Origin of the sequence: Halococcus thailandensis JCM 13552 (genome assembly GCF_000336715.1) — an archaeon.
GTDB lineage: Archaea > Halobacteriota > Halobacteria > Halobacteriales > Halococcaceae > Halococcus > Halococcus thailandensis.
On the sequence record NZ_AOMF01000163.1, the window covers coordinates 54,973 to 75,495 of the forward strand.

A 20,523-nucleotide genomic window follows, 5' to 3' on the forward strand; every position below is an offset into this window, starting at 1 on the left:
GACGTCCCACAAGAGGGATATGCGCCGCTTCCCCGCTTTCGCTATGGAGTACGGTCTCGTCGTCCTCTGGCTGGCGGCCTTTCTCGCCATTGGCCTTCTCGGAGCGCCGCTGGCCGCCCGGCTCTTTCGGGGCTTTCCCGATCGCGGGGCCGCCCTCTCGCTACCGCTGTCGCTCGCGGTCGTCGGCGTCGTCGCCTACTGGCTCGGCCACCTCTCGCTCACCGCCGGTCTCGCCGTCGGACTGGTCGTTCTCGCCGCCCTCTCCGTTCTTTCGCTTCGCAAACTCGACAGGGAGACGTTCGATCCCCGGGCGATGGCCGGCTCGGTGCTCGTCTTCGTGCTCGCCTTCGCGTTCATGCTCGCCGTGCGGGCGCTCGACCCGGCCGTCCATCCGGGCGGCGGCGAGAAGTTCCTCGACTTCGGCCTGCTCAAATCACTCCTGCAGACGTCACAGCTCCCGCCGGAGGACGTCTGGTTCGCCGGCGAACCGGTCAAATACTACTACGGCGGCCACCTCCTCACGGCGCTGCTCGCGAAGCTCACCGTCACCGAGGCGCGCTACGCCTACAACCTCGCGCTCGCGGGCTTCTTCGGCATGCTCGTCACCGCGGCCCACGGTCTCGCCGGCGCGATCGCCGACTCGCGCGGGCGCTCGGCACGGACGGCCGGCGTCGTCGCCGCCTTCTTCGTCGGTTTCGCGAGCAACCTCGAACCGGCCGGTCGCGCCGTGCTCTGGCTGCTACCTGATGGTCTCACACGGACGATCGCCGACGTGCTCGGCGTAACGATCGAGGGGCTCGCGGCTTCGCCAGCGGAGTTCAGCTACTGGGGGGCGAGTCGGGTGATCCCGGGGACCGTCAACGAGTTCCCGCTGTTCGCGTGGCTCAACGGCGATCTCCACGCGCACATGCTGAGCACCCCGTTCCTCCTGCTGGCCGTGGCGCTTTGGTTCGCTTACTACCGAACACCGGCCGAGGAGCTCGGGCGTCGTCGACTGCTCGTCTTCGGCGCGCTGCCGCCGCTCGCTGGCCTTCTCACGGTGATCAACACCTGGAGCTTCCCGACCGTCGCCGGCGTCGGCTGGCTCGCACTCACCTTCGCCGACGGCGATCCCGCGACGCTCGTGCCACGACTCGGCGATCGGCTCTCGCGCGGGCGGTCCCTGTTCGGGCGAGAGCTCCGCCGGACGGCGAGCGCGCTGGCGGTCGCGGCGGGTGTTCTCGTCCTCGGCGGACTGTGGTCGCTACCGTTCTGGCTCGGATCGGCGAGCGGGCGCGCTGTCGCCTTCCTCCCCGATCGGAGCGCGCTCGGGCCGCTCGTGGTCGTCTACGGGGCGTTCGTGCTCGTGTTCGTCCCGTATCTGGTTTCCCGATCGCGCGCGCTCACGGCACGCACGCGACGGCTCGCGCTCGTGGCGACGGCCGGACTGGTCGTGCTCGCGTGGCTCGTCGACGCCGCCGCGATCGCGCTGTTCGGTCCACTCCTGCTCGTCGGCTGGCTGGTGCTCGCCGCACGACGGAACGGTACGGGTTCCGCTCGGGCAGACGCTGGCGCCGTCAGGAGGGCACGACCCACCGAATCGGATGGCGGCGTCGACGGGCGAAGCGGGCTACCAGACGTGGGCTTCGAGACCGTGCTGGTGGTCGCCGGTGTCGGCCTCGTCCTGCTCGTAGAATTTATTTACATCCAGGAGGACGCCGGTCCGGGTCGGTTCAACACCGTCTTCAAGACCTACGCGCAGGTGTGGGTGCTCTTCGGGACGGCCGCAGGCGCGATCGCCGCGTGGCTCGTCGGCGCGGGGCGGCCAACGATTGGTCTCTCGGGTAGTGCTCGCACGGCGGGTCGCGTGCTGCTCGCGCTGCTCGTGCTCTCGACATCGATCTACGGCGCGCTCGCGCTCACCGATCAGGCGACGAGCGAGGCGAGCGTGGCGACCGTCGACGATCCGACGCTCGACGCGCTGGAGTTCGTCTCGGCGACCCATCCCGAGGAGGCCGACGCGATCGCGTGGCTCGATTCGCGGGCGGGCCAGCCACACATCGTCTCGGTACCGGGCTGTTACTGCAACGAGAACGAGGGACTGACGAGCTACACCTGGGTCAACGCCCCGTCGAGTCTCACGGGACTCCCGACGGTCGTCGGCTGGGATCACGAGATCGGCTACCGTGGCGAGGGGCCGTATCTCGATCGCGTGGCGGACGTCGAGACGATCTACGAGGGCACGCCCGCAGCACGCGCACGATTGCTCGCCAAATACGACGTGCGCTACGTCTACGTCGGGCCGAACGAGCGCGAGGCCTACGGTCCGACGGCGTTCGACGATCTCCAGGGCGTCACCGTCGCCAAGCAGTGGGACGAGGTCACGATCTATCGGGTGAACCAGCAGCGACTGGCCGCGTGACGGAGATGTGGAAAGAGGGAAGTGGAGAGTTCGACGACGCGTCAGCGTTCGCGCTCTTCGAGCGGGCCGTAGCGGTCCTCGACCAGTTCCTCGTAGCGGTCGAGAAACGTCTCCTGCGAGCAGCTGCCGAGCTCGGTCTGGATCTCGACCAGTAGCGCTTCGAGTTCGTCGCGTGGTTGGTGACAGAGATCGCGATAGCAGGTCTTACAGAGGTGTTCGAACGCTTTGTTCCGTCGCTCCCACCGATCGCCGTGTTTGTCGTACTCGCGCGCTTCGGAGCGCCGCACGTCCTCCCCGCAGGCGATACAGGTGATACGCTTCGCCCCCCGGTTTCGCCGGGACCCCCACATACCCGGAGAATGCACGCGGGGGCACTTACCTCTTCGCGTCGCTCAGCGCACGATTTATCCCCAACCGCCGAGAGGATAGCCCATGCAGGTCAAATCCCGCCATCACCTCCGCAGCGACGCGGTGGACGACATCGAGGAGCACCTCGCCACGACGCTCGGCGTCACCCTCGACGGCGACAGCTACGAGCAGGTCGAGTTCGCCGACGCCGAGCGCGATCTCGTGTTGGTCGACGGCGATCCCGTCGTCTGCTACTTCGACGATGAACCGTTTCTCACCGTGCGCGGCGCGAACGACTTTCCGCCCGAGAGCCACGTCGTGACGGTCGATGCGGGCGCGATCTCGTTCGTCTCCGACGGCGCGGACGTGATGCGACCGGGCATCACCGAGGCCGATTCCGACATCGAGCCGGACGATCTCGTGGCCATCGCCGAGGAGAACCACGGAAAGGTGCTCGCCGTCGGGCGCGCGATGGCCGACGGCGGGGAGATGGTCGGCGAGTCGGGCAAGGTCGTCGAGTCGCTCCACCACGTCGGCGACGATCTCTACGAGTTCTCGATCTGAATCCCGTGTTTTCGGCCATTGCGATCCCCAGTTCGGGACACCAGTCGTGAATCGGAAGCAGATCGTCCACGAAGCCGTCCTCGACGACCACGAATCGCTGCTCGAAACGATCCTCGACTGTGCCGATGGTGTCGCTGCGTCGTGGGACGACGAAGGAACGGCCGAGCGCCAGCGCGTCGTCGAACCGTTCGAGAGTGCTCTCGCCGATCGAGATGTTACCGACCGACTGCCGACTTTGCTCGCCGATGCCGTCGCTGCGCTCGGCGAGGAACTCCCGGCGGAACCGGTCGCCGCGCCGCCGTATCTCACTATCACGAGCGTCGGCCCGGTGCTGCGCGCGACGCTCGCGGACACGCGACTCGTGATGACGATTCGGGTCTTCGTGATCGAGCGCGATCCGACGCGCTACGTCCGCGGAGCGACGACGCCCTCGGAAGCGCTCGAGGTCGCGCTCAAAAGCCACTGAACTTGTCGCGCCGGAAGAGATCGAGTTCGCTCACCGTCGAGGTCTCCTGGCGGGCGGCGAAGGCGACGGCATCGGCGATCTCCGCGGGTTCGGTGACCTCATTCTCGTCGAATCGCTCGGCGAAGCTCTCGTCGCCGCCGAACTCGGTGCGGACCTCCGAGGGGTTGATCACGCTGACGGCGACACCGTCCTCGCCGACGGCGGCCGCCACGCTGAGCGCGAACCCGCGCACCCACCACTTCGTCGCGGCGTAGACCGGGTTCGATGGGCGTGGATACTGACCCGCGAAGCTCCCGATGCAGATCAGGTTGCCCCCGGTCTCTTCGAGAAGCGGCAGCGCCGCCCGCGTGACGAAGAAGGTCCCGTCGACGTTCACGTCCATCATCGTCCGGTACTCCTCGGTCGAGAGCTCCGCGACGTCGCCGCCGCGGGTGAGCCCCGCGTTGTTCACGAGCACGTCGAGTTTACCGAACGCCTCGACGGTCTCCGTGAGGAGTTCCTCGACCGCCCCTTCGTCGGTCACGTCGGTTGGCACGACGATCGCCTCGACGTCGTGGTCGTCCTCGACCTCCGCGGCGATCTCTCTCAACTGTTCCTCGCGGCGTGCGGCGAGCGCGACGTTCGCCCCGTCGCGGGCGAGCGCACGGACGGTTTCGCTGCCGATGCCCGAACTCGTGCCGGTGACGATCGCGCTCTTGCCGTCGAGTGAGTGGGGTGCCATATCAAGGCATGGATGGGAGAGTGGTTCGGTCTTTCGGCGATCGTCGTCCGAACGAACGTGACGACCACGCGGTCGATACCGCCCCGACTCATCGATAATGGCTACGCGGGGTGAGTGATCACTGGCCTGCGGGTGCGAACTCCTCGCCGAACAGGAGGAAGTAACCTGTGCCGACGAGGCCGATGACCGTCGCCACGCCGAAGGCGAGCGGCGGACTGCCGACGGTGCCGATGCCCGGCAGCGATATACCGCCGTAGAGCGCGCCACCGAGCGCGGCGCTCGGGATGACGACGACGTTGCGCACGAGGTAGTACGTCCCCGTGACGCGCCCGCCCGCCCCTCGCTCGGCAGGACCGACGATGAGCGCCTTGTGCGCCGGGAGGCCGGCGAAGCGCAGCCCGGAGAAGGCGAACAGGAGCGCGAGCACGCCGGCGTCCGCGGGCGCGGTGATCAAGAGAACGGGAAAGATCGCGTAGACCGCGAAGCCGAGCGCGACGATGGGCTTGAGCCCGATCCGCTCGGCGAGTTTCGCGACCGGAACCATCGTCAGGAGTGCGACGGTCATCTCGATGCCCAGGAGAACGCCGAAATACGCCTGTGGCGAGAGATCGATTTCGCCGAGAACCGGGAGCTCCATCGACAGCCCGACGCCGAGAAAGCGGGTGACGACGATGACGAAGAAGACGTAGACCATCCCGTTGGCGAAGCGGACGAGCGTGTCGCCGACCAGCAGCGGGCGGAGTTCGGTGGGCAGAGCTCGGAGATCGTCGACGATCTGGGAGACACCTGCGAACGACTTGCCGTAATCGTCGCCGGATGCGTCGTAGAGGACGTGCTGGGCGAGCGTTCCGAGGAGGGCGAAGACGACCGCGACCGCGAGGATGACCCCGAACGCGGTGACGATCGCCGAGTCGGTCATCGAGCCGACGTCCGCCGGTCCGAACAGGACGAAGACCCCGGCCGCGAGCAGCGGGCCGACGAGGAACGCGGTCCGCCGGACGGTCTCGGTGCTGGCGAACCCCTCGGCGAGGCGCTCGGGTGCGACGCTCTGTTTGACGATGGCGAACGTCGCACCGAGCCCGAACGATTTCCAGGCCTGTGCGAACACGACGCCGACGAAGAGCAGCGGGACGGCGAGCGTGCCCGCGGCGGGGGCGAGAAGCCAGATGCCGAAACCGATCGCCGAGAGCAACCCGAACAGGGTGAGCGCGTAGCGCGACCCGATCCGATCGGAGATGATTCCCCCGGGATAGGGGTAGACCGCGCTGATGACGTTCGAGACGGTGCCGTAGAGACCGACGACGAACGCGCTCGCGCCCAGCGCGACCATGTACTCGGAGAGATACCGACTCGTCATCTGGAAGCCGAGGCTGAACGCAAACATCGCGATCGAGAGCACGAGCACGTCGCGTTCGAGCGCGAAGAACTCGCGGAGCTGCGTGCGGACGCTCGTCGGCTCGCCGGCCATGATTCGGATTCAGCTGTCGGTGGAATAACCGTTCCGTCTCCGTTCGACCCGAAACGGTGGTCGCCGGAGTTCAGAGCCAGCGACGGGCGGCCTCGCGGGCGAGCGCCCACGGAACGAACACGGCGAGCAGCACGAACGTGACCGTCTCCGGCGTCGGCGGTCCGGCGGTGAGAGCCGCGTAGAAAACCACCGCGCCGGTCGCGAGCACGCCGACGACCGTGCCGACGTACTCCGGATCGCGCCACGAGCTCGGGAACTCGTCGGCCATATCGCAGAACGCTCGCGCTCGGGGAATAACGATTGCGAACGACTGTCGATATATCGAATCGATTCTATCGGCGTCCGTCGCGATCGTCGTCCATCGCCGCGATGCAGTCGTCGACCTCGTCCGGCGTTACGACAGGTATCGATCCCTGGACGGTGCGCGCGAGTGCCCCGCAGGCGACCCCGGCGGCGAGCGCCTCGTCCACGCCGTCGCTGGCGATCCGTCGAGCCAGAAAACCGCCACAGAGCGCGTCGAACGCGCCACGCTCGTCGATTGTCGCGGCGTCCGGCGAATCACGTTCGTGGACCGTTCGTTCGTGCCAGACGAGCGCGCCACTCCCGGGATCGGCGAGCACCACGGTGTCGAGGTCGTGGGCGGCGGCGAGCGCGTGGGCCGCCTCGGGCGGTGATCTGTCCTCGCCGAGCGCTGCTGCACCCGCCTCGCTCGCCAAGAGCACGTCCGTCGCCGATAGCATCGACTCGACGCGTTCGCGCGCGACCGACGAGTCAAGCGCTCGGGAACGGTGCAGGGTGAGCGCGGTCCGTCCGTCGAACGCCGCGAACAGTTCTTCGACAGTCCCGGCGAGCGTGTCCGAGAGCGCGAGCGTCGCCGCACTCGTGAACAGGGTTTCGGCCCCCTGAAAATCCAGCGCGGGGAGATCGTCCGGCGTCAGTGACGCAACCGCCGCGCCCGCCTGGTCATCGATGCGGCCATCGTCGCGCGGGGCCGCCGTTCGCTCGACGAAGCTCAGTCCCTGTCGTCCTTCGCCCCAACAGACCGCCGGCTCGACGCCGTGACGACGGAGTTCGCCGGCGACGCGCCGACCGAGGGAATCGTCCGGGAGTTTCGAGAGCCACGCGCTCGCGGTGCCGAGACGGCTCGCCGCGATCGCGGCGTTCGATGCCGGTCCCGTCACCGAGACGTTCAGTTCGGTCGCCGTTTCGAGTNATCAGCCATAATTTCGGAACTCGACGGTAGTATATTATACGTCCGATCGACGATCGCTATGGGTCGTGGCTCGCCCGTCGGCCCGCGTGACCGGGGTAGTCACGCTCGAAGCGTTCCTCGAGAGCGCGCTCGCTCAGTTCGATGACGACGGGACGGCCGTGCGGGCAGGCGTAGGGGTTCTCGCAGTCATCGAGCGCGCGCAGTAGCTCCGTCACCGAGCCCTCCGACAGCGACGTGTTGGCCGTGATCGACGGGTAGCAGGCGAGATCGGCCAGCAGCGCGTCGCTGACCTGCGTGATCGTCTCGTCGGGATCGCGCTCGTCGACGAACGCCGATAGGGCGTCCCGCAGCAGTTCGGGATCGGCCGCACCAGCGAGCACCGCCGGCACCGCCGCCACCTCGATCGTCTTCCCGTCACCCGGGCTGGCACGAAAACCCAGCGCCGAGAGCGCCTCGGTGAACTCCTCGAACAGCGCGCTCTCGGCGGCCGTCAGCTCGATCGTGACCGGCTCGGCGAGCTCCTGGATGTTCGTCTCGCCGGCGACTCGCTCGCGCAGTCGTTCGTAGTTGACCCGTTCGTGAGCCGCGTGCTGATCGACGAGCACGAGCCCGTCGGGCGACTCGCAGACGAAATACGTGTCGTGGAGCTGGCCGAGCACACGGAGGCGCGGCAGCCGCTCGAAGTCCGGCTCGTCGGCGACCGTCTCGCCGTCGAGCGTCGCCTGCGTGGGCGTCTCGGTGAACTTTCGCCCCTCGGTCGTTCCGTTCGCCGCGCCGTCCGTCGTCCGTTCCGGCGATCGCGATCCCTCAACGGATTCCGAACCCGCTCCCGATTCCGTCGATGTAGTTGGCTCCGTCTGCTGCTCGCCGACCAGTTCGTCGTCGCTCGACGCTGGCTCTGCTGTGGAGCTCGCGCCGAGTGGGTCGGCCGTCGATGTGGGATCCGCTGGTTCCGTCCCGTCGGTCGCCGTCCCGTCCGCTCGTGCGTCGTTCACCTCTCGATCGGTCGTCTCGTGAGTGGTCGTCCCGTGATCGGTCGTCCCGTCGTCGGTCGAATGTGGGTCGATGGCGGTCTGCTCGGGAGCCGACCGGCCGCGCGGCGCGCCCGAGCGCACGAGACCTGCCTCCAGCAGTGCGTTCTCGACGGTCGTCTCGACCTGGTCGCGCACCGTCTCCTCGTCGGCGAACCTGATCTCCTGCTTTCGAGGGTGGACGTTCACGTCGACCGTGTTCGACGGGACCGAGAGGAAGACGACGGCGAAGGGGTAGCGGTCGGTGGCGAGCTGGCCGCCGTAGGCGTCGACGATCGCGTCGCGGACGGCGCTCGCGCGGACGTAGCGCCCGTTGACGAACACCGTACACTGCTGCGGGCTCGCGCGCGTCGTCTCTGGATGGCTGACGACGCCGTCGATGGCGTCGAGCGGGCCCTCCGCGTCGAGATCGCCGTCGAGCGGGATCATCGCCTCGGCGACTTCGCGACCGTAGACCGCCAGCACCGTGCTTTCGAGGTTTCCCTGACCGGTCGTCGAGAACACCTCGGTGTCGTCGTGCGTGAGCGTGAGCGAGCGGTCGGGGTTCGAGAGCGCGTAGCCCGTCGCCACGCGACTGACGTGGCCGAACTCGGTCTGGTCTTGCTTCAGATACTTCCGTCGTGCCGGAACGTTGTAGAACAGGTCGTCGACCTCGACGGTCGTGCCGACGGGACAGCCGGCTGGCGCGATGCTCTCGATCTCGCCGCCGACCATCGTCAGTTCGGTGCCCCGATCGGCCCCGCGGGCCTTCGTGCGGATCGTGAGCCGCGAGACCGCGCCGATCGCCGCGAGCGCCTCGCCCCGGAACCCCAGGCTCTCGACACCCGCTTCGAGGTCCTCGATGTCGCCGATCTTACTCGTCGTGTGTTTCTCGACGGCCGTCTCGACGGCGGACTCGCCCATTCCGATGCCGTCGTCGGTCACGCGCACGCCGTCCTTGCCGCCGCGCTCGACGGCGATGCGCACGCGTGAGGCGTCCGCATCGAGGCTGTTCTCGACGAGCTCCTTCACCACCGAGGCGGGCCGTTCGACCACCTCACCGGCGGCGATGCGCTCGATCGTCGACTGGTCGAGCCGGTGGATCTCCCCGTCGGTCATGCTGGGAGTCGTGTTCGGTGACGGTGTGCTCCGTGGCGACGTGCTCGTCGCCGGCCGATCGTCGGAGAGGGATATCCGCCGCTCGGTTCGATACTCATTATCTCTCCGGAGGACACAGAAACGCATCAATCCACCGCTGTCGACGGGTCGGGTGCTACAGCTTTATTAGCGTCGTCCACGTCTATATATACATGAGTCAGAGTAGTACCGAGGACGACGACGGCGAACTCCCGGGAGCGACGCCGACGGTCACGGCCGATGCCGGAGTGCAGCCGAACGGCGAGATGAATGTCGTCGGTCTCGTGATCTTCGCGGGGATGCTCGTAGTGATGCTGCCGCTGCTGCCCCTGGCCGCGCTCGGCTGGGTCGTGATGAAGCTCTTCGGCTGAATCGCGGCGACGATTCCTCACGGCGCAGCGACCGACCAGCGCACGCTCTCGCGATGCAGCCGTGATCGGATAGTATCGCTCTATCGCCGAGCCAAGCGTCTCTCGGCCCCTGTTCCGGAAGAAACGCTCGCGTCGCTCCTCGAAATATAATCTGGTTTTATTCGATAGTTATATGAGTCGGGGGCCGTAGCGTTTCCCTGATGAGTTTCAGCGACCATCTCGTCGAGACCGAATCGGAGCTGTGGACCGCCCAGAAGAACCACCCGTTCATCCGCGAACTGGCCGACGGCACCCTCGACGAAGCGGCGTTCCGGACGTGGGTCGAGCAGGACTACCGCTATCTCCACGATTACGCTCAGACCTTCGCCGTGCTCGGGACGAAAGCGCGCGAGGAGGAGACGATGGCACACTGCTTCGCGGTCGCCGGCAACATCGTCGACGAGGAGATGGATCTCCACCGGGAGTTCGCCGCCGACTACGGGCTCACGCCCCAGGACCTCGCGAGCGTCGAGAAGGTCCCCACCTGCGTCGCCTACACTAACTACCTGCTACGGACCGCCACCGAGCGCCCGCTCGGCGTCGGCGCGGCCGCGATCTATCCCTGCGGGCGCGGCTACCTCGACATCGCCGAGCACATGGCCGAACGCGCCGACGGTGACCACCGCTACACGCCGTTCATCGAGAAGTACACCAGCGACGAGTTCCGCGAGTCGGTGGCGTGGATGACCGAGCTGGTCGATCGCTGTGCCGAGCGCCATCCGTCGCTCCGCGACGAGATGGAAGCCGCTTTCCGGCGCTGTACGCAGCTCGAACACGCCTTCTGGGAGATGGCCTACACCGAGGAAGCCTGGCCGCACGAACGCCGGCAGGAGGTCGTCTGAGTGGTCGCGACCGCGCTCGCGCTCGGAGTCACGGTCGCGGTGCTCGCGGCCATGACCGCGCTCGGGGTCGCCCACTCGCGCACGCGCATGCTCTCGGTCGAGGACTACATCAGCGCGCGCAACTCGGCGGATACGGGAACGACGGCGGCCACGCTGATCGCCTCCGGCATGGGTGCCTGGATCCTGTTCAGCCCCGCCGAGGCCGGCGCTGGCTTCGGCGGGCTCGCGGCGGTCGGCGGCTACGCCATCGGCAGCGCCGTTCCATTAGTCCTCTTCATCTCGGTCGGCGTCCGCCTGCGCGAGTATCTCCCGCAGGGCCACTCGCTGACCGAGTACGTCTACGGACGCTACGGCGCGTGGATGTACGGCTATGCCCTCCTGATAGCCGTCTTCTACATGTTCATCTCGCTCGCGGCAGGGATGACGGCCGCCGCGGACGCGCTCGCGTTCGTCGCCGACGTGCCACCCTGGATCACCGCGGCCATCATCGGCGGCTTCGTGCTCGTCTACACCGGCTACGGCGGACTCGTGGCGAGTATCTTCACCGACACGGTCCAAACACTTGTGATCCTGCCGCTGCTCACGCTCAGTTTCGCGGCGGTCGTCGTCGGCCTCGGCGGCACCGGTGCCATTCACCAAGCGATCGCGAGCGCGAACCCACATCTGCTCGATCTCGGCTTCGTGCCTGGACTCGCCTTCGGCGGCTACGTCGTCATCGCCATCACCGGCTCCAGCGTCTTCAATCAGGGCCGCTGGCAGCGCGTCTTCGCCGCTGCCGACGATACGTCGCTCCGGCGCGGGTTCGCCATCGCGGCGGTCGTCACCGTCCCGATGATCATGCTGGCGGGGCTGCTCGGCGTTTCGGCCGCCGGGCTCGGACTGATGGGCGATGCGGGCCCGAGCGTCGCGCTGTTCGTCGCCATCGCCGCAGCGTTGCCCGAGTGGGCGACGCTCGGGGTCGTCGTGCTCGTCGTGTTGCTCGTCACGAGCACGACCGACACGCTGTTCAACGGGATCGCGAGCATCGTCACCGCCGACCTCTCACGCGTGCTCGACGACCCCGACGAGCGAACGCTCCAGTACGCCGCCCGCGCGCTGACGGTCGTCGTCGCGATCGCGGCCATCGCGGTCGGTGCACAGGGCTACTCGGTGCTCGAACTGTTCTTGCTCGCCGACCTCCTCGGCGCGGCGACGTTTATTCCATTCCTGCACGGCCTCTACTCCGGCCGTGCGACCGAGCGCGGTGTCCTGCTCGCCAGCGTCGCCGGATTGGTCGTCGGACTCGCCTACTTCCCGACGTTCCACGGCGCGCTGGTTGGGCTGCCCGTCGTCGGATCGCTGCTGCCCGGCGGTTCGTTCATTCACTCCTTCGCGGGCGCGGCGGGCGTCTCCGCCCTGCTCTCGCTGCTCGCGGCACGGCTGTCCGACGGCCGGTTCGATCTCGATAGTCTCGCGGCCGAGGTCCACTCGCTGGACGATACGGCCGGTCCCGTGACCGACGGCGGGCAACCAGCGAACGACGGGATGGAATCCCAGGGAGTAGAGCGATGATCCTCGGCGGGTTCGCGTTCGCGCTGCTCGTCTGGGGCAGTCTGGCGGCGGTCGCCGTCGTCTTCGCCTTCCTCCTCGTGATGCTCGCCCGCGGCGCGCGGGCCGAAACGGATTCGGCGGCGGGAGCCGAGGTGAACCCATGACGGAGCGTGACGTCGCGCTGACGGTTGCGGGATCGGACAGCGGCGGCGGGGCCGGCATCCAGGCCGATCTGAAGACGATCGAGGCACACGGCGTCTTCGGGACGAGCGCCCTGACGAGCGTCACCGCTCAGAACACGCGCGGCGTCGAAGCGATCGAGGACGTCCCGGCAGAGACCATCGCGGCACAGATCAGCGCCGTCGCGGACGACTTCGCCGTCAGCGCGGCGAAGACGGGCATGCTCAGCTCGGCAGCCATCATCGAGACGGTCGCCGATAGCTTGGCGGAGCACGAATTCCCGCTCGTCGTCGATCCCGTGATGGTCGCCCAGAGTGGCGATCGCCTGCTCGCCGCGGAGGCCGAGACGGTGCTCAAAGAACAGTTGCTTCCACAGGCGACGCTCGTGACGCCGAACCTGCCAGAAGCGGCGGTGCTCACCGACATGGAGATCGAGGACGAGGACGACATGCGCGCGGCCGCCGCGGCAATCGCTGCCGACGGCCCCGACGCGGTGCTCGTGACCGGCGGCCATCTCCACGAGGACGAACTCGTCGACGTGCTCGCCACCGACGGCGAGACCCACACGTTCCGCAAGGCGCGCCGGGACACCGACGACACCCACGGCAGCGGCTGCACGATCTCGGCTGCGATCGCCGCCGAACTCGCCGGCGGAGCAACGATGCCGGCGGCCGTCGAGCACGCCGAGCGGTTCATCGACCGCGCCGTTCGCTACGGGCTCGCCGTCGGCAGCGGCGACGGACCGGTCAACCACCTCGCCGGGCTATACGACGACGCTGCCCGCGCCGACGTGCTCGATGACGTGCGTGCACTCGTCGAGACGATCGAAGAAAACGAGATCGACGCGCTCGTACCCGAGGTCGGGCTGAACGTCGCCGTCGCCACGCCCTACGCGATGGACGGCGACGACGTGGCCGCGGTCGATGGCCGACTCCACCGGACCGCCGACGGCGTGGCGGCCGTGGGCTGTCCCCGATTCGGTACATCGGATCACGTCGCCCGGTCGTTGCTCGCCGCTCGCGAGCACGATCACTCGGTCGTCGCTGCCGCGACCGTCCGCCTCGACGACGCAGTGGCCGAAGCCGTCACAGACCAGTTCGATGCCGTCGAAGTCGATCGAACGATCCAATCCGACAGCGATTCGACCGGCGAATCCAGAAGCGAGTCGGCGGTGTGGGCGGTCGAGCAGGCGATGGACGATCGAGAGACGGTCCCCGACGCGGTGTTCGATCGCGGTGCGGTCGGCGAGGAAGTGATCTGTCGACTGTTCGCAGCCTCGCCAGTTGTTCTGGAGGAGCGACTGCTGGCGCTCGCCGACGCGATCTGATTTTTCGCGAACAACACGTCGATCGTTCGAGTTGGCGGCTGGTCGTGATTCGTGGGATGGTTCCGAGTCGTTGCGGAGGGTTCTCGCTTGCTACACGAGCCAGCGCGAAAGCGCTCCGAGGGTCGCGGTCGCGATCGGGATGACGACGCTCACGACGGTGATCTGCCCCATCGCCAGATAGGCACCGAAATCACCGCTCGCGGCCAACGAGAGCGCGAAGACGAGCCAGACGAGCACACCGAAGCCGAAGCCGGCGAGCAGCGCCCGCCGACGATCGGCGGCCACCGCCCCGCAGAGCACGCCACCCACGAACAAACCGGCCCAGTGGAACGCGCTCGCGGCGAGTCCGATCACGATGGCCGCGACCATCGCCAGCCACCGGACGCGCTCGTCGTCGATCGCCGTCCGTACGCGGCTCGTGGCGCTCATTCGTCCCCTCGCTCGAAAGTATAGGTCGGGTTCCCGCGGAGCTGCCGTGACATGGACTTGTACTCGCCGTCGGCCCACATTCGGAGCTGGTCGTCGTAGTGCGGCGAAAAGTAGTCCCCCGAGTTGCCGCCGGGAAGGATCGCCTGGGAGTTGCCGGCCATCGGCACGACCATCCGCCAGCTGCTGCCGGTGGGGTTCTCGACGGCGTAGTTGTTCACCGTCGCGCGCGAGCCGTCGGTCGGTGCGGCAGGATAGCCGAGGAAGTCGAGGCCCAGCGGGTGGTCCATCGCGCCGGTGGTGTTGTAGTCGCCGTATCGCTCCTCGCCCTCGTCCTCGATCGTCGCGACGGCTTCCCGGAGTGCCTCGACCATCACCGTTGCGCGCGAGTCCGCGCCGAACCATCGGTTCTCCCGATCGAGATGCTGGAGCACCCAGTCGGCGGGGAAGTAGGATTCATCCAGGCCGGCAGCGCGGAACTCCGGACCGAACGTCGCCTCGCGGTACTGCTCGAACCAGCGCGCGAACACGAGCGCCGCGACTGAATCGCGCTCCATCCGGTGGTTCCAGGAGTCGAGCGCGTCGACGTATCGATCCAGTTCGTCGGTGTCGTTTGCGTCGCGTGTGGCCGCGACGAGCGGCGAGACGAGCGCTTGCGCCCGGAGATCGAGCGTGTCGTGCTGCATGCGCTTCACGAACGCTCGGTCGATCGGTTTGTCCGACTTTGCCCGTTGATCAAGCAGGTCGTAGATCCGGATGCCGCGGTAGGGGTCGGAGTACGCCTCGGCGATGTAATGCGCCGGATCGTCGACGATGCGCTGGTTCGCCGTCCCGATGTAATCGGGGTTGACGACGCCCGGTTTCTCGTCGAACGGGATGAATCCTTCCCAGGAGGAGCGCCCGTAGGGGGTGAACCCTTGCCACTCGCCCTCGCCCGCGGAGCCATCGAAAATCCGTGCTCCGGAGACCTCCTCCCCGTCCACGGTGCGAATCGGGATCCGTCCGGTAATCGAGTAGAGCGTGTTGCCGTCGCGGTCGGCGTAGACCAGGTTCTGTGTCGGCGTGTCGAATTTCTTCGTGGAATCGAGCATGTCGTCGAGCCCGTCGCTGTGGCTGTATTCGTAGATCGCCTGTGGCGTCCGCTCTGCCGATAAGCCCGTCCAGGCGACGCCGACGCGACTGCCCTCGCGCTCGATGACCGGCCCGTGGACGGTCTTTTTCACCGTCACCGTCCGGTTCTCACCGTCGCTGACGGGAAGTTCGTGCTGCTCGGTGTCGAAGTTGCGCCACTCGTTTTTGTAGCGATACTGGCCATCCCGCGTGTCGTACCGATAGAAGTCGATCACGTCCGCGCCGGTGTTGGTAAAGCCCCACGCACCGGCGTCGTTCTCGCCGATGACGACGAACGGAACACCGGGGAAGGTCACCCCGCGTACGCTCACGTCGTCGGTCCGGAGGTTCATCTCGTACCACACAGGGGGACTCATCAGGCTCAGATGCGGGTCGTTCGCCACGATCGGCGCGCCGCTTTTCGTCTGCTCGCCCGAGACGACCCAGCTGTTCGAGCCGATCCCCGCCGGGGATTCGTAGCTGCTCAGCCAGTCGACGAAACTCGGATCGACGGCGTGTTTTCCTGACGCCGATCGACTGGACGATCCGTTCGATGACCGCTCCGCGCGCTGCCCGCGGATGATCGGCGAGTCGTGATCGAAACGATCGGGGTAGAGTTCGCGCGCCGCCTCGTCTCCCAATCGATCGGCGACGAGCGCCTTTCGAAGGGTTCGAAAGCTCCCCGTGAGCGTCCAGGCGATCTGCTTCTGGAGCAACATCGTATCGACCGGTTTCCAGGGCTCGGGCTCGTACTCGAGCAGCGAGAACTCGATCGCCGAGGGATCGTCGGTCAGCACCGCGTTGACGCCCTCGGTGTAGCGTTCGGTGAGTTTTCCTGCCTTCGTGTCTTCAAGCAGCGCGACGTTCGCCCGCGCCGCGCCGTCGAAGTCCATCTTCGTGTGAAATATGTCGGAATCGAGCGTCGCGTCGCCGACGACCGCGGAGAGCCGCCCGCGCATCTGCCGGCGCTGGAGATCCATCTGGAAGGCGCGATCGCGTGCCTGCGCGTAGCCGACCGCGAAGTAGAGCGCGTCCTCGTTCTCGGCGTCGATGTGGGGCGTTCCGTAGTCGTCGTAGCGCACCGTGGCGCTCCCGTGCGGGCTCTCGACGGTCTTCGTTTCGCGTTCGGTCGAATCCCAGGCCGAGCCCGTGAGCGGCGCGAACCGCTCGAGATAGCCACGCACTGGCGAGAGCGCACCGACCGCGCCGCCGCCCGCCAGGATCGCCCCGACGAGCGCGCGGCGCGTGAGTTCGCGTGCCATATTCGACCCTGGATGGCCCGTGATATAAAACCACGAGCGCCCGGGCGGGCTACTCGCGCTCGCGATCGAGCGTCCGCAGGAGATCCTCGCGGGTGATGATGCCGACGATCTCCTCGTCGTCGATCACCGGCACGCGGTTGATGTCGCGCTTTGCGTCGGCCAGCACCGAGAGCACTTCGTCCAGGCTGGCGTCGGGCTCGACGGTGACGACGTCCTCCGTCATCACGCTGCTGATCGGTTTGCCGGCGTGTTTGGCGAGATCGAGATTGACGTCGAGATCGTCCCACGAGAAATCGAAGGCGTAGTCGATCGGCTCGATGAACGGCGGGAAGCCGATCGGGATCCAGAGCGTGCGATCGCTCGGCTGGAACAGGTCGACGAGATCGCCCTGCGTGACGATGCCGACCAGTCGGCCGTCGTCGACGACCGGGAACCCATTGAACTCGGCCCGCGAGAGCCGCGTCAGCACGGTGCTGATCTCCTCGTCCGGACCGACGCTCTCGACCTCGCTCGTCATGATGTCACGCGCGCGAACGGACATAGAGGAACGCCTCGCGGCGCGGTCGTAGCTCTTGCGGTGTCCGCACGCGCGCTCACCGGCAGCGATCGTCACGGTTTCGACGAACGCCACGGCTCGTCCGGGGCGAATCCGTCGGGAACACACCGTCCGAACCGACGGCGTTTTGAGCCTCGATCGACCGAGAACCGGTATGGTCGCACAGACGATGGATCGTGTTCCGCGATAGTCGCTGCAACCCTGTTCTTCGACTCCGGCTGGTGATCGCTTGTGAGTGATCTCGGCGCATTCGCGAGCGGGTTCGACGCCGTCGCGCTCAAGCCGACCGAGATCGACGTCGCATCGGTCGATCTCACCGACGTCGAGCACGCGGTCGTCGACTACGAGGGGCGCGAACACCTCCCGGAGCCAGCACTGCTCGCCGACCGCGCTCGCGAGACGGCGCTATCGGTCACGACGCCGGTCCGTGCCGACGGGTTCGACCCGCTCGGCGACGACGGCCTCTCGGCGACGCTCCCCGAGCCCATCGGCCGCGTGCTCGTCGCGGGCAACCCTGCCTACCTCACTGAAACGGAGCGAACGCGTGCCATCGCTCCGCGGATCGGTGCGGCCCGTGAGCGCGCGCCGGCAGCCTGGGTCGGCACCGAGGGGATCGGGCGGGTCGCACTGGCGGCCGGCGGCACCCAGTTCGAACTGCTCGCGCCGACGACCGTCCGTGAGGTGCGCGCGCTCCGCGCGGCGGGGTTCGACGACGGGATCGCCGTCTACACCCCCGTCGTGCGCAGCGCCGACGAGGACGTTCTCCTCGATGCACTCGGCGACTACGTGGCCCGTCGGGGTTCGGTCGCCGCCGCCCTCGACGATGCGCGCGAGAACGTCGCGACCGCCGCCGACGGGATACGGACCGATTCGGGGGCGACGGGCGAACCCCGTTCGGTACTGCTCTCGGCGATCGAGCGGTTCGCGCTCGTCGGCACCGACGACGCAATCGACGAACGCGTCGCCGAACTCCGCTCGGCTGGCGTCGATACGCTCGTCGGCTATCCGGCACGCGGTCCCGCGGCGCTCGGCCGCTGATCACCGGCGCTCGCGTCGGGTCGAGTCCACGCCAGCACCGGTGGACCCTTTCACCTGCAAGCTCAAATAATATACACGATTGGCGATATTCTTCGCCAATCGGAGCGCGGGTTCATGGAATTCTCAATGGCCAGCGGGCACGAGCGAGCATCGGTCGGACGAACACCGTTCGCGGGGCGACGATGAGAACGCGCCGCGAACTGTTGCAGGCCGGCGGCGCAGCGGTCGGAGTCACCGGAATGGGTGCGACGGCGGGCTGTACGAGCGTGTTCGGCGCGACGCGCTCGGGGACGGTGAAGGTGAGTTCGGCGCGCTACCCCGAGAGCATCCTGCTCAGCTACATGGCGCTCGAATCGCTGCGGGCGAACACCGATCTCACCGTGATCGACGAGACGGCGCTCGGCGGCACGCCGATGAACTTCCGGGCGACGAAGGACGGCGAGGTCGGTTTCTACTGGATGTACACCGGCGGTGCGTGGACGACGCTCCCGCCGATCAAGGATCGCGTCATCGCCGACCCCGAGAAGCTCTATCGCGCCGTCGAACGGAAGATGCAGCGCGAACACGATCTCGTCTATCTGAACCGTGCGCCGTACAACAACACCTACATCCTCGTCACCACGCCCGAATGGGCGAAGGAAACGGGCGTCCGGACGATGTCGGAGTTCGCAAAGCACGTCAACGAGGGTAACACGGACTTTACGACGGTGATGGGACCGGAGTTCCGTACGCGACCCGACGGCTGGCCGGGACTCGCAGCCCACTACGGGTTCGACAAATCGCTCGAAACGCTGAACATCCGCAGCGTCGGGCCGTCGCTCACCTATCAGGTGATCGCCACCAGCGGGGCCGAGGTCGGCGTCGGCTTCAGCACCAATCCCAACATCGGCCGCTACGGACTTCAGACGATCGAGGACGACAAGCGGTTCTTCCCGCCATACAACCCCGCACCGCTGATCAACGGCGAGACGATGGCCGAGAACCCCGCCATGCGCGCGCCACTCAACGCCATCGGGCCGACGCTCGACGACACCGAGACGATAATGCGGCTCAACGGAGAGGTGAGCCTGAAGAATCGTAGCCCACAGACGGTCGCCCGCGAACATCTCCGGGCCGTTGGACTGCTCTAGCGGAGCGTTGTGACTCGATTGCTGAAAGTCGGTCCGGAACGATCGACCAGGGTCGCTCGGCGGCGGCCGCCGGGGACACGGGGGCGCGGTGATGCCAGAGACACGCGCTGCGGAGGCCCATGAACTATCCGTCCTCCGCTGTGCCGTGTTCCCACCCGGATGCAGACAGCCATCCGCCAAAGAGATGAGCCATGACGACTCAAGGTTGTATATACGCCGGTCGTATTCGTCGGTTCGTGCGCGATGGGTATCGAACCGTGTCAGACCACTGTGGATCGAATATCGGAACCCAATCGACGATCAGCTAGCGCGCCGCCCTCCACTTCCCGAACGTGTCGGTGCGCGCTCGCGGGCGAACAGCTCGACGACCACCTTGAGGACCCCGAGAACGACGGGACCGAAAAACACGCCGAGAAAACCGAAGACGAACAGTCCACCGGAGATGCCGAGGACGAACAGACCGGGGTTGAGACCCGCTTCGCGGCCGCCGATGACCGGTCGGAGGTAGTTGTCGGAGAGGCTCACGACCGTGGCCCCGTAGACGAACAGCACCACGGCGGCGACGGGACGGCCGATGATCAGCAGATAGGCCGCCGCCGGTGCCCAGACGATGAACGCACCGATGAGCGGCAGCAGTCCGAGCACCACCGTGACGACCGTCCAGAAGACGGCACTCGGGAAATCGAGCACTACTAATCCGATACCGGTGAGTACGCCCTGGACGACCGCCACCGCGACGTTGCCGACGATCACGGCCCACACGAGCTGGTCGACGCGCTCGACGAACTCCGACCAGGCGGCGTCGGACAGCGGAGAGACACCCCGTAGCCAGCGCATCGAGGCCGAGCCGTCGACGAGCAGGTAATACGTGAGAAAGAGCAACACCGTCAGACCGAGGGCGACGTCCGAGAGCCCGCCGAAGACCTTCATCACGCTGCCGAACAGCGCCGATCCGCCGCTGCCCTCGACCACGTTGACGAGCTCGTTCGGATTGAACTCGCCGAGCAATCGACTGACGTCGACGGCGACGCCGAACTGCTCGCCGATGAACTGCTCGACGGTGTCGACTCCGAGGTTGCCGGAGAGGATGGCTCGATAGACCTGCAACGCCTGCCGCGCGGCGATCGTGATCACCGTTCCGAGTGGGATCAAGACCACGAGCGCCGTCGCGAGGATGAGCGATCCCGAGGCGATGCGCGCACCGATCCGCGGAGCGAGGCGTCTCTGCAGCGGATAGAGTACGTAGCCGAGCAGTAGCGCGAGCAGGACGTACTGAGCGAGCGGGAGAACCACCAGCAACGAGAGCGCCGCGAAGACGACGATGGCCGCGGCGAGCACTCCTCGATCGAGTTCCATGCCGATGGTCCTCGCGGCTGCCACTAAA

At 67.2% G+C, this 20,523-nt stretch carries 20 protein-coding genes; 10 read left to right on the forward strand and 10 right to left on the reverse strand.

The features are described from left to right. Nucleotides 1-43: 43 nt before the first annotated feature. Complete coding sequence (locus C451_RS13205; RefSeq protein WP_007741304.1) at nt 44-2,401, forward strand: DUF2298 domain-containing protein; 2,358 nt, start codon at nt 44-46, stop codon at nt 2,399-2,401. Between the two features lie 41 nt (nt 2,402-2,442). Here the strand turns inward: C451_RS13205 and C451_RS13210 are convergent, their stop codons facing one another. Next, nucleotides 2,443-2,751, reverse strand: coding sequence for a DUF7562 family protein (locus C451_RS13210; RefSeq protein WP_049913116.1), 309 nt, complete (start codon nt 2,749-2,751; stop codon nt 2,443-2,445). An 82-nt stretch (nt 2,752-2,833) separates the two neighbouring features. Between C451_RS13210 and C451_RS13215 the strand changes: the two genes are divergently transcribed. Further along, the gene (locus tag C451_RS13215) at nt 2,834-3,313 is read left to right on the forward strand and encodes an RNA-binding protein (protein WP_007741306.1); all 480 of its coding nucleotides are present in this window, start codon (nt 2,834-2,836) and stop codon (nt 3,311-3,313) included. A gap of 46 nt (nt 3,314-3,359) precedes the next feature. Then, a complete protein-coding gene (locus C451_RS13220; protein ID WP_007741307.1) occupies nt 3,360-3,779 on the forward strand; it encodes a hypothetical protein in 420 nt (139 codons plus the stop codon). Here the strand turns inward: C451_RS13220 and C451_RS13225 are convergent. The 5 genes from C451_RS13225 to mutL form a co-directional block, all read right to left on the reverse strand. Next, nucleotides 3,766-4,500 (reverse strand): SDR family oxidoreductase, encoded by a 735-nt coding sequence (locus tag C451_RS13225; protein WP_007741308.1) that lies wholly within the window; start codon nt 4,498-4,500, stop codon nt 3,766-3,768. The two genes, C451_RS13220 and C451_RS13225, sit on opposite strands and share 14 nt — an antisense overlap. Before the next feature lie 118 nt (nt 4,501-4,618). Next, complete coding sequence (locus tag C451_RS13230) at nt 4,619-5,968, reverse strand: MFS transporter (RefSeq protein ID WP_007741309.1); 1,350 nt, start codon at nt 5,966-5,968, stop codon at nt 4,619-4,621. Nucleotides 5,969-6,038: 70 nt separating this feature from the next. Beyond that, nucleotides 6,039-6,236, reverse strand: coding sequence for a hypothetical protein (locus C451_RS13235; protein ID WP_007741310.1), 198 nt, complete (start codon nt 6,234-6,236; stop codon nt 6,039-6,041). A 64-nt stretch (nt 6,237-6,300) separates the two neighbouring features. Then, on the reverse strand, nt 6,301-7,161 hold the full coding sequence (locus tag C451_RS13240; protein WP_152420471.1) for a PfkB family carbohydrate kinase: 861 nt from the start codon (nt 7,159-7,161) through the stop codon (nt 6,301-6,303). A 76-nt stretch (nt 7,162-7,237) separates the two neighbouring features. Further along, nucleotides 7,238-9,310, reverse strand: a complete 2,073-nt coding sequence (gene mutL, locus C451_RS13245) for a DNA mismatch repair endonuclease MutL (protein ID WP_007741313.1) — start codon at nt 9,308-9,310, stop codon at nt 7,238-7,240. 191 nt (nt 9,311-9,501) lie between these two features. Between mutL and C451_RS13250 the strand changes: the two genes are divergently transcribed. The 5 genes from C451_RS13250 to thiD all read left to right on the forward strand — a co-directional run bounded on the left by C451_RS13250 (nt 9,502) and on the right by thiD (nt 13,617). Further along, nucleotides 9,502-9,699 carry a DUF7535 family protein gene (locus tag C451_RS13250; protein WP_007741314.1) on the forward strand — a complete coding sequence of 66 codons (198 nt, stop codon included), beginning with the start codon at nt 9,502-9,504 and terminating at the stop codon, nt 9,697-9,699. 200 nt (nt 9,700-9,899) lie between these two features. Next, complete coding sequence (gene tenA / locus C451_RS13255) at nt 9,900-10,580, forward strand: thiaminase II (protein ID WP_007741315.1); 681 nt, start codon at nt 9,900-9,902, stop codon at nt 10,578-10,580. Continuing rightward, nucleotides 10,581-12,131: a sodium:solute symporter family transporter gene (locus C451_RS13260; protein WP_007741316.1), complete on the forward strand. Its 1,551-nt coding sequence runs from the start codon at nt 10,581-10,583 to the stop codon at nt 12,129-12,131. Beyond that, nucleotides 12,128-12,274: a hypothetical protein gene (locus C451_RS22650; RefSeq protein WP_161605864.1), complete on the forward strand. Its 147-nt coding sequence runs from the start codon at nt 12,128-12,130 to the stop codon at nt 12,272-12,274. Before C451_RS13260 ends, C451_RS22650 begins: the two co-directional genes overlap by 4 nt. Beyond that, nucleotides 12,271-13,617, forward strand: coding sequence for a bifunctional hydroxymethylpyrimidine kinase/phosphomethylpyrimidine kinase (gene thiD / locus C451_RS13265; protein ID WP_007741317.1), 1,347 nt, complete (start codon nt 12,271-12,273; stop codon nt 13,615-13,617). Before C451_RS22650 ends, thiD begins: the two co-directional genes overlap by 4 nt. 90 nt (nt 13,618-13,707) lie before the next feature. Here thiD and C451_RS13270 read toward each other — a convergent pair whose 3' ends face one another. From C451_RS13270 to C451_RS13280, 3 genes are read right to left on the reverse strand one after another with little or no spacing between them, the layout of a single operon-like run. Next, nucleotides 13,708-14,046, reverse strand: a complete 339-nt coding sequence (locus C451_RS13270; RefSeq protein WP_007741318.1) for a hypothetical protein — start codon at nt 14,044-14,046, stop codon at nt 13,708-13,710. Continuing rightward, nucleotides 14,043-16,415, reverse strand: coding sequence for a penicillin acylase family protein (locus C451_RS13275; protein WP_007741319.1), 2,373 nt, complete (start codon nt 16,413-16,415; stop codon nt 14,043-14,045). The genes C451_RS13270 and C451_RS13275 overlap by 4 nt, the downstream gene beginning before the upstream one ends. A 49-nt stretch (nt 16,416-16,464) precedes the next feature. Beyond that, on the reverse strand, nt 16,465-16,956 hold the full coding sequence (locus tag C451_RS13280; RefSeq protein ID WP_049913123.1) for a CBS domain-containing protein: 492 nt from the start codon (nt 16,954-16,956) through the stop codon (nt 16,465-16,467). A 246-nt stretch (nt 16,957-17,202) separates the two neighbouring features. Between C451_RS13280 and C451_RS13285 the strand changes: the two genes are divergently transcribed. Then, nucleotides 17,203-18,009, forward strand: a complete 807-nt coding sequence (locus C451_RS13285) for a DUF7388 family protein (protein ID WP_007741323.1) — start codon at nt 17,203-17,205, stop codon at nt 18,007-18,009. Between the two features lie 182 nt (nt 18,010-18,191). Then, nucleotides 18,192-19,139 carry a glycine betaine ABC transporter substrate-binding protein gene (locus tag C451_RS13290; RefSeq protein WP_007741324.1) on the forward strand — a complete coding sequence of 316 codons (948 nt, stop codon included), beginning with the start codon at nt 18,192-18,194 and terminating at the stop codon, nt 19,137-19,139. Between the two features lie 300 nt (nt 19,140-19,439). On the opposite strand, the gene C451_RS13295 is transcribed toward C451_RS13290, so the two are convergent. Next, a complete protein-coding gene (locus tag C451_RS13295) occupies nt 19,440-20,495 on the reverse strand; it encodes an AI-2E family transporter (RefSeq protein ID WP_007741325.1) in 1,056 nt (351 codons plus the stop codon). Between the last annotated feature and the right edge of the window lie 28 nt (nt 20,496-20,523).

What these genes read in the sequence shown, in the direction of transcription:
- C451_RS13205 (WP_007741304.1), top strand. Translation starts at nt 44, where the DNA reads ATGGAGTACGGTCTCGTCGTCCTCTGGCTGGCGGCCTTTCTCGCCATT.
- thiD (WP_007741317.1), top strand. Translation starts at nt 12,271, where the DNA reads ATGACGGAGCGTGACGTCGCGCTGACGGTTGCGGGATCGGACAGCGGC.
- C451_RS13295 (WP_007741325.1), bottom strand. Translation starts at nt 20,495, where the DNA reads ATGGAACTCGATCGAGGAGTGCTCGCCGCGGCCATCGTCGTCTTCGCG.
- mutL (WP_007741313.1), bottom strand. Translation starts at nt 9,310, where the DNA reads ATGACCGACGGGGAGATCCACCGGCTCGACCAGTCGACGATCGAGCGC.
- C451_RS13230 (WP_007741309.1), bottom strand. Translation starts at nt 5,968, where the DNA reads ATGGCCGGCGAGCCGACGAGCGTCCGCACGCAGCTCCGCGAGTTCTTC.
- C451_RS13215 (WP_007741306.1), top strand. Translation starts at nt 2,834, where the DNA reads ATGCAGGTCAAATCCCGCCATCACCTCCGCAGCGACGCGGTGGACGAC.
- C451_RS22650 (WP_161605864.1), top strand. Translation starts at nt 12,128, where the DNA reads ATGATCCTCGGCGGGTTCGCGTTCGCGCTGCTCGTCTGGGGCAGTCTG.
- C451_RS13280 (WP_049913123.1), bottom strand. Translation starts at nt 16,956, where the DNA reads ATGTCCGTTCGCGCGCGTGACATCATGACGAGCGAGGTCGAGAGCGTC.
- C451_RS13235 (WP_007741310.1), bottom strand. Translation starts at nt 6,236, where the DNA reads ATGGCCGACGAGTTCCCGAGCTCGTGGCGCGATCCGGAGTACGTCGGC.
- C451_RS13275 (WP_007741319.1), bottom strand. Translation starts at nt 16,415, where the DNA reads ATGGCACGCGAACTCACGCGCCGCGCGCTCGTCGGGGCGATCCTGGCG.
- C451_RS13290 (WP_007741324.1), top strand. Translation starts at nt 18,192, where the DNA reads ATGAGAACGCGCCGCGAACTGTTGCAGGCCGGCGGCGCAGCGGTCGGA.
- C451_RS13225 (WP_007741308.1), bottom strand. Translation starts at nt 4,500, where the DNA reads ATGGCACCCCACTCACTCGACGGCAAGAGCGCGATCGTCACCGGCACG.
- C451_RS13250 (WP_007741314.1), top strand. Translation starts at nt 9,502, where the DNA reads ATGAGTCAGAGTAGTACCGAGGACGACGACGGCGAACTCCCGGGAGCG.
- C451_RS13270 (WP_007741318.1), bottom strand. Translation starts at nt 14,046, where the DNA reads ATGAGCGCCACGAGCCGCGTACGGACGGCGATCGACGACGAGCGCGTC.
- tenA (WP_007741315.1), top strand. Translation starts at nt 9,900, where the DNA reads ATGAGTTTCAGCGACCATCTCGTCGAGACCGAATCGGAGCTGTGGACC.
- C451_RS13210 (WP_049913116.1), bottom strand. Translation starts at nt 2,751, where the DNA reads ATGTGGGGGTCCCGGCGAAACCGGGGGGCGAAGCGTATCACCTGTATC.